Origin of the sequence: Neorhizobium sp. BETTINA12A, assembly GCF_023006485.1 — a bacterium.
GTDB lineage: Bacteria > Pseudomonadota > Alphaproteobacteria > Rhizobiales > Rhizobiaceae > Neorhizobium.
The window spans coordinates 1-6,434 of the sequence record NZ_JALBGW010000218.1; the positions used below are offsets into that span (position 1 = coordinate 1).

The following is a 6,434-nucleotide window of genomic DNA, read 5'->3' on the forward strand; positions in this document are numbered from 1 at the left end:
GCCCTCGTTGCTCGCCCACGGCGTGGTCTCGGCGCGGCTCATCGAGGCAATGCCCAGGACAGCGGCCACAGTGATGCAGGCGGCGACCAAGGTCGGCGCGCGGGACGGCATGCTGCACAGCGAAATTCTCTTCATCGACCAAGCGTTTAACCGATTGGCCTTGTTTGAACCAGTCACGACGCCACGCAAGTCGATCATTTTCAGTTGATTGATCGGTCGGACTGCCCCATCTTGATGGAATTGCAATCGACGCTTTCCTGTCCGTTGGCCGGGCCGGAAGGCAGGCTGGAGGCATCATGTCTTTCTCGACCCTCGGGGACAAGAGCGAACGGGGCTTCCTGGACGGACAGTTCCTGATTGCCATGCCAAGCATGCAGGACGGCAATTTCACTCGTGCCGTGGTTTATATATGTGCCCATTCGGCGGCCGGCGCGATGGGTTTCATCATCAATCGCGCCCAGCAGATTTCCTTCACGGACGTTCTCCTCCACCTGAAGATCATGGATCAGGCCGATGCGATCATGCTGCCGGTGCAGACCCGCGATTTCCCGATCCTCTCGGGTGGTCCGGTCGAGAGCGGCCGCGGCTTCGTGCTGCATTCGGACGACTTTGTCAGCGAATCCTCCATTCCCGTCAGTGACGACATCTCGCTGACCGCCACGCTCGATATCATCCGCGCCATCTGCGACGGGCGGGGACCGGCGCGCGCCACGATGCTGCTCGGTTATGCCGGCTGGGGCGCCGGCCAACTGGAGCTCGAAATTGCCAATAACGGCTGGCTGAATTGCCCTGCCAGCGACGAACTGATCTTCGACCGGGCGCTGGAAGGCAAATACGAACGTGCCCTTGCGCTGCTCGGTGTCAGCCCGGAAATGCTCTCCAGCGAAGCCGGCCACGCCTGATCGTTCAATTTGAAAAGATTTGCGGAACGAAGCCCCCAGCCCGGAGTTGTTTTCCCCGCAGGACGATGGACGTCCTCGTGAAGGAGAAGCATGATGGGCAGCACCAGTGACAAGATGGCCGGCAAGGCCAATGAAATGGCAGGCAAGGTCAAGCAGGCGGCCGGCGACATGACCGACAATCCGAAGCTCAAGGCGAAGGGTGCCGGCCAGGAAGCCAAGGGCCGTGCGCAGCAAGCCAAGGGCAAGGTCAAGGATGCCGCAAAGGGCGTTGTCGACCGCATGTAACGGTTACGCTACAAGCTTAGAATGCGAACCTGTTCCGGCTCCGGCCGGAGCAGGTTTTCTGTATCCGCTCCTTTGAAACCGACGGATTTTCCATGCGCCTCTACGACTGCGATCATTGCGGCCAGACCATCCATTTCGACAACCGCTCCTGCGTCAACTGCGGCCATCGGCTGGCTTTCGTCCCGGAGCATCTGGCCATGCATGCGCTGGTGCAGGATGAGGGGGAGGAAACATGGCATCTTGTCGCCCGGCCGGACTACAAGGTTCGACACTGCGCCAATGCGGCGATGGACATCTGCAACTGGACGGTCAGCGCCGACGATCCGCATCCGTTCTGCCCCGCATGCCGGCATAACCGACTGGTTCCGGATGCCTCGACCGAGGTCGGCCTCAGCCAGTGGCGGCGTATCAGCCAGGCGCAGCGGCATCTCTTCTATTCGCTTTTGCGCTGGAACCTGCCGCACACCAATCGCGACGAGGATCCCCAGGGCGGCCTCGTCTTCGATTTCCTGATCGACGCGGTGCAGCCGGACGGGACCGTCGTACCGGCCATGACCGGTCACGAAGACGGGCTGATCGCGATCCGAGCCGCCGAGGCTGACGATGCGACCCGCGAGCAGGTGCGCGTCTCGATGAACGAGCCCTATCGCACCATGCTCGGACATTTTCGCCATGAGACCGGTCATTATGTCTGGGACAAGCTGGTGCGCGACGGCGGCAGGCTGGAGGAATTCCGCGCCATCTTCGGTGACGAGAACCTCGATTACGGCACGGCGCTGCAGAGAAATTATGAACAGGGCCCGCCGCCCGGCTGGCAGGATTTCTACATCAGCACCTATGCCAGCACCCACCCCTGGGAGGATTTTGCCGAGTGTTTCGCCCACTATCTGCATATCGTCGACACGCTGGAGACCGCCCGTGCCTACGGCATGGTGATCGAGCCTCGCGGCCATGCGGAAATGGCGGCGGAAGTGGCCTTCAACCCCTATGCGGCGCGTGATGCGGAGCAGCTTGTCTCCGCTTGGGTGCCGTTCAGCATGGCGCTCAACAGCATCCACCGCTCGATGGGCCAGCCGGATCTCTACCCGTTCGTGCTGTCGCAGGCCGTCATGGTGAAGCTCGAATATATCCACCGGCTGATCCATTCCCGGAGGGGATAGAGCACCGCCGGAAAAAAGAAAACCCGCCTTTCGGTGGATCGAAAGGCGGGGTGTAGTTTGTGGGGCGCATTCAGAGACCCCTGGGAATTAGGGGGCAAGATCACGATTTCGTCAACTCGAAATATGCATTTTCATATTTTTGGGGAGGCTGCACCGTATTGAAACAGCGCTTTTCGCCTCTCATTCCTGACAAACGACGACGTATCTTATTTATTACCCGTTATTATTACTAGTTTTTGTCCCTCGATAGATCCCGAGGGTGTCGTCCCGATAGAAGGCTGCGCCGCTGCGGCGTGGGAAATGATCGGGGCCGGTCTAACAGTTAAACCCCCGATCAGGCGCTCTTCGGCTTCTTTTGGGACCGGGCGGAATTCAGTGCCGCGGCGGCGCGAATAAGTGCCTTCAGCGCCTCTTCATCGATCTTGTCACCCTCGTGGAAATCGATGGCGCGCCGGGTATTGCCGTCGAGGCTGGAGTTGAAGAGGCCCGACGGATCCTCCAGCGAAGCCCCTTTGGCAAAGGTCAGTTTCACTGCATTCTTGTAGGTCTCGCCGGTGCAGATGATCCCGCCCAGTTCCCAGACCGGAACCCCTCGCCACTTCCACTCCTCGACCACGCCGGGTTCTGCCTGCTTGATCAGAGACCGGACACGAGCGAGCGTCTCGCCCCGCCAATCGCCAAGCTCGCTGATCCGCGCGTCGATCAGCTGCGCCGGAGAGGCTTGGCTGTCCGTCGAACTGCTTTTCATCGTTTCCATGGTTGCCGTCGCTCCCTTCATGCTGTTGCGTTTCGCCCGTTGCTACATTCGTTCGCCGGGCAACTGGCTGGCGTGCTTCACCCAATCGGCAAGCTGCGCTTCGTCGAGTTCGTCTCCCTCATGGATATGGACGTAGCGCGTCTGCAGCGTCTTGGAGGTGCCGGGAGGGATTGGACTGAGCGAGGCGCCGCGGAAAAAGGCCAGCTTGATGTATTTGGCAAAGCAATGGATGCCGAGGAACCAGCCGTCGCCCTCGATGCCGTAGAGCGGCGAGTTCCATTTGACCGCCTTGTAGACGTTGGGGACGGTGCTGGTGACAAGCGCGTCGAGGCGGCGCCCGACTTCGCTTTTCCAGCCCGGCATGGCGGCGATATAGGCCTGTACCGGGGCGTCGCCATAACCCTTGGCGATCTGCGGATTGCCGCCCGAGAGGAGCACCGGCGGCGCACCGGCATCACCGGTGGATGCCCTGGCAATATTCACGGGCGTTTTGGACGCTTTGCCGGCCATTCGCTTTCCTCCTATCCACGAACACCTTGCCCGCCGCGGCGGGCATAAGGCAGCGCAAACAGATATAGGCCGCTGAACAATAGCAGGAAGAGCGGGAGCAGGGGAGAATAGACCACCCACAAGGGCGGTTCCCCGAAGCCCATGGCGACGAAATTGGCGACGACGGTGATCGTGAAGACGATCGACAGCCAGCGGTGGACCTGCCGGGTCAACGAATTCCAGTTCAACGGTAATACCTCCTCTGAAACGAGCGGCCCTGCCGCCCTGTAAAAAATCCGGGCCTTGTCGCCAGACCTCAATCGATCCCCGCCAAAACCGTCTCCAGCGCGCCAAGGAACCCCTGCCATCCGTGGCGGGCACCGTTGTAGGCGAGCTTCTGTTCGGGCCGGAAGCCGGACTGCTCCATGCGCAGATGGGTTCCGGTGCGGGTCGGGGTGAGCGTCAGGGTCACCACGCTTTTGAGATCGTAGGCCGCATCGTCATGCGCATGGTCCCAGGTGTAGGAGAGCCTTTTATGAAGCTCCACGGCCAGCACCTCGCAGTCCAGCACGCCGCCCCATTCGCCGCGAAGCTTGAAGCGGTGCCCGACGACCGGCTGGAAATCGTTCTTCATCAGCCATTCCTCGATCAGGTGCTGTTGCGTCAGCGCACGCCAGACCTTTTCCGCCGGGTGAGGAATATCGCGTTCGACAACGACGGTGCGGGTTTCGGTCGAGGTCTCGTTCATTGGTCCATCCTTTTGAGCAGGTCTTCGAGCTTGTCGAAGCGGTTTTGCCAGAACCCGGCCATCTCGCTTGTCCAGTCGACCAGCGGGGCGAGTGCGCCGAGCTGTGCGCTGTAATGCGTCTGGCGGCCTTCATGACGATCGCGCACCAGCCCGGCGCGCTTCAGCAACCCGAGATGTTTCGAGACGACCGGCTGCGAAACCCCGGCCTGCGCCGTGAGCACCCCGACCGTCTTCTCGCCTTCCCGGCACAGCCGTTCGAAGATTGCCCGACGCGTGGGGTCGGCGAGCGTTCTGAAGAGCACATCGTGAGCGTCCGACACTGGATCCATACCTCGTTGGCTATGAATTAACGTATAGCCAGAGAGCTATGGATGAGTCAAGCGGGAACGGAAGGCCTCGAAGCGGTTTCGCCGGACTCGGAGTGGCTGCGTGGATTTCTCATGTCCTGGGGGCTATGCATCCTGTGATGCTATTACCGGTCCGCGACAGGCGGCGGATCCAGGCGCAGTACGCTTCAGGCCCGCTTGGTCAGCGGAAAGCGCTCTTTCAGAAGCCGCAGCACGGCGTCTGCCGGGGCAGGTGGGCCGAACAGATAGCTCTGGCCGAAATGGCAGCCCATCTTGGCGAGTTCCGCCGCATCCTCGTCGGTCTCGACACCCTCCGCCACCACGGTCATCTCCAGCGCGCGGGCCATGGCGATCACGGAACGCAGCAGCACGGCCCGCTTTTCCGTCGCATTGCGGACCAGCGCCTTGTCGAGCTTGATCGTGTCGAACGGGAATTGCGTGAGGTAGGCGAGCGACGAATAGCCGGTGCCGAAATCGTCGAGCGCCAGGCTGAGGCCGGTCTCCTTGAGCTTGCCGAGCACCAGCCGCGCCTGTTCCGGGTTCTCCATCATCAGCGATTCGGTGAGCTCGAGCTTCAATTGGCCCGGGTTGACCTGGGTCTTCTGCAGCAGCGCCCGCACGTCGTTATAAAGGTCTGCGTTGAGCAGCTGCGCGCTCGACAGGTTGACCGATACGAACACCGGCAGGTCGCCCGTCTGCTGCTGCCAGACCATCAGGTCCGAGGCGGCACGGTCGATGGCGAACAGGCCGAGCGGGCCGATCAAGTCCGACATCTCGGCAATCGGAATGAATTCCGACGGCGGAATGCTGCCGCGCTTGGGATGATCCCAGCGCATCAGCGCTTCGAACCCGGCAATCTCGCCGTCCTTCAGGCGGATGATCGGCTGATAGGCAAGAAACAGCTCCTTGCGTTCGATGGCCCGGCGAAGGTCGGTTTCGATCTGCAGCTTGTCGGCGCCGGCGGCACGGAATGCGGGGCGGAAGGGCTCGACGCGGTTGCCGCCGGCGCGTTTCGCCCGGTACATGGCAAGTTCCGCGTCGGCCAGCATGCCCGAAGCGCTCTCCTGCTGGTCGACCCAGGAGGAGAGGCCGATCGAGGCGGTGAGGATGATCTCGCGGTTGGCGAAGTTGATCGGCACCATGATCGCCTTGGAAACCGCATCGGCAAAATCCGCTACCTTGGCCGGATCGCGCTCCGAAACCAGGATCAGTCCGAACTGGTCGCCGGCAAGCCGCGCCAGCGTATCCTGCGGCTTCAGCAGGCGGCGCAGGCGCCGGGTCAGCGCGATCAGGATATTGTCGCCGGCCGCGATGCCGAGTGAGTCATTGACCTGCTTGTAACGGTCGATGTCGATCGCCATCACAGTCGGACGCACGGTATCGCCGCCCGGCGCCAGCGTCAGCACCGATTGCAGCCGGTCGAGGAAGACCTGGCGGTTCGGCAGGCCGGTCAGGTTGTCATGCATCGCATCCTGCAGCAGCCGTTCGACGGAGTTCTTCTGCTCGGTGACGTCGATGATTGTACCGACGCAGCGGATGATTTCGCCGTTGGAGCCGAGCACCGGCCGGGCGCGGATCTGCAGCCAGTGGAAATGCCCGTCCTCGGCGCGGATGCGGAATTCATGGTTCAGCCGGCCGCGGCGGTGTTCCAGCAGCACGTCCAGCGTCGCGCGAAAACGGTCGCGGTCGTCGGGATGCAGCCGCGGCACCCAGTTGCGCACCGGCCCGTGCATGGCGCCGGAATCG

Annotated in this window: 10 protein-coding genes; 4 read left to right on the plus strand and 6 right to left on the minus strand. The window is 62.0% G+C overall.

Features of this window, described 5'->3' with window-relative positions; all coding sequences use genetic code 11:
- From MOV61_RS27405 to MOV61_RS27420, 4 genes are all read left to right on the plus strand, one after another.
- Nucleotides 1-208, plus strand: a 208-nt coding sequence (locus MOV61_RS27405; RefSeq protein ID WP_247138843.1) for a hypothetical protein, incomplete at its 5' end; no start/stop codon positions are given.
- An 88-nt stretch (nt 209-296) separates the two neighbouring features.
- Complete coding sequence (locus tag MOV61_RS27410; protein WP_247138844.1) at nt 297-902, plus strand: YqgE/AlgH family protein; 606 nt, start codon at nt 297-299, stop codon at nt 900-902.
- A 93-nt stretch (nt 903-995) separates the two neighbouring features.
- Nucleotides 996-1,187, plus strand: a complete 192-nt coding sequence (locus tag MOV61_RS27415; RefSeq protein WP_247138850.1) for a CsbD family protein — start codon at nt 996-998, stop codon at nt 1,185-1,187.
- A gap of 92 nt (nt 1,188-1,279) precedes the next feature.
- The gene (locus MOV61_RS27420) at nt 1,280-2,347 is read left to right on the plus strand and encodes a putative zinc-binding metallopeptidase (protein WP_247138845.1); all 1,068 of its coding nucleotides are present in this window, start codon (nt 1,280-1,282) and stop codon (nt 2,345-2,347) included.
- A 334-nt stretch (nt 2,348-2,681) separates the two neighbouring features.
- On the opposite strand, the gene MOV61_RS27425 is transcribed toward MOV61_RS27420, so the two are convergent.
- The 6 genes from MOV61_RS27425 to MOV61_RS27450 form a co-directional block, all read right to left on the minus strand.
- Entirely contained in the window at nt 2,682-3,125 is a 444-nt protein-coding gene (locus MOV61_RS27425) for a DUF1801 domain-containing protein (protein WP_247138846.1), read from the minus strand.
- A gap of 21 nt (nt 3,126-3,146) precedes the next feature.
- A complete protein-coding gene (locus MOV61_RS27430) occupies nt 3,147-3,614 on the minus strand; it encodes a DUF1801 domain-containing protein (protein WP_247138847.1) in 468 nt (155 codons plus the stop codon).
- Between the two features lie 11 nt (nt 3,615-3,625).
- The gene (locus MOV61_RS27435) at nt 3,626-3,841 is read right to left on the minus strand and encodes a hypothetical protein (protein ID WP_247138848.1); all 216 of its coding nucleotides are present in this window, start codon (nt 3,839-3,841) and stop codon (nt 3,626-3,628) included.
- Between the two features lie 68 nt (nt 3,842-3,909).
- Entirely contained in the window at nt 3,910-4,341 is a 432-nt protein-coding gene (locus MOV61_RS27440; protein ID WP_247038596.1) for an SRPBCC domain-containing protein, read from the minus strand.
- On the minus strand, nt 4,338-4,661 hold the full coding sequence (locus MOV61_RS27445) for a helix-turn-helix transcriptional regulator (protein WP_038584330.1): 324 nt from the start codon (nt 4,659-4,661) through the stop codon (nt 4,338-4,340). Before MOV61_RS27445 ends, MOV61_RS27440 begins: the two co-directional genes overlap by 4 nt.
- Before the next feature lie 194 nt (nt 4,662-4,855).
- The coding region (locus MOV61_RS27450; protein ID WP_247138849.1) for a bifunctional diguanylate cyclase/phosphodiesterase at nt 4,856-6,434 on the minus strand (1,579 nt) is incomplete at its 5' end.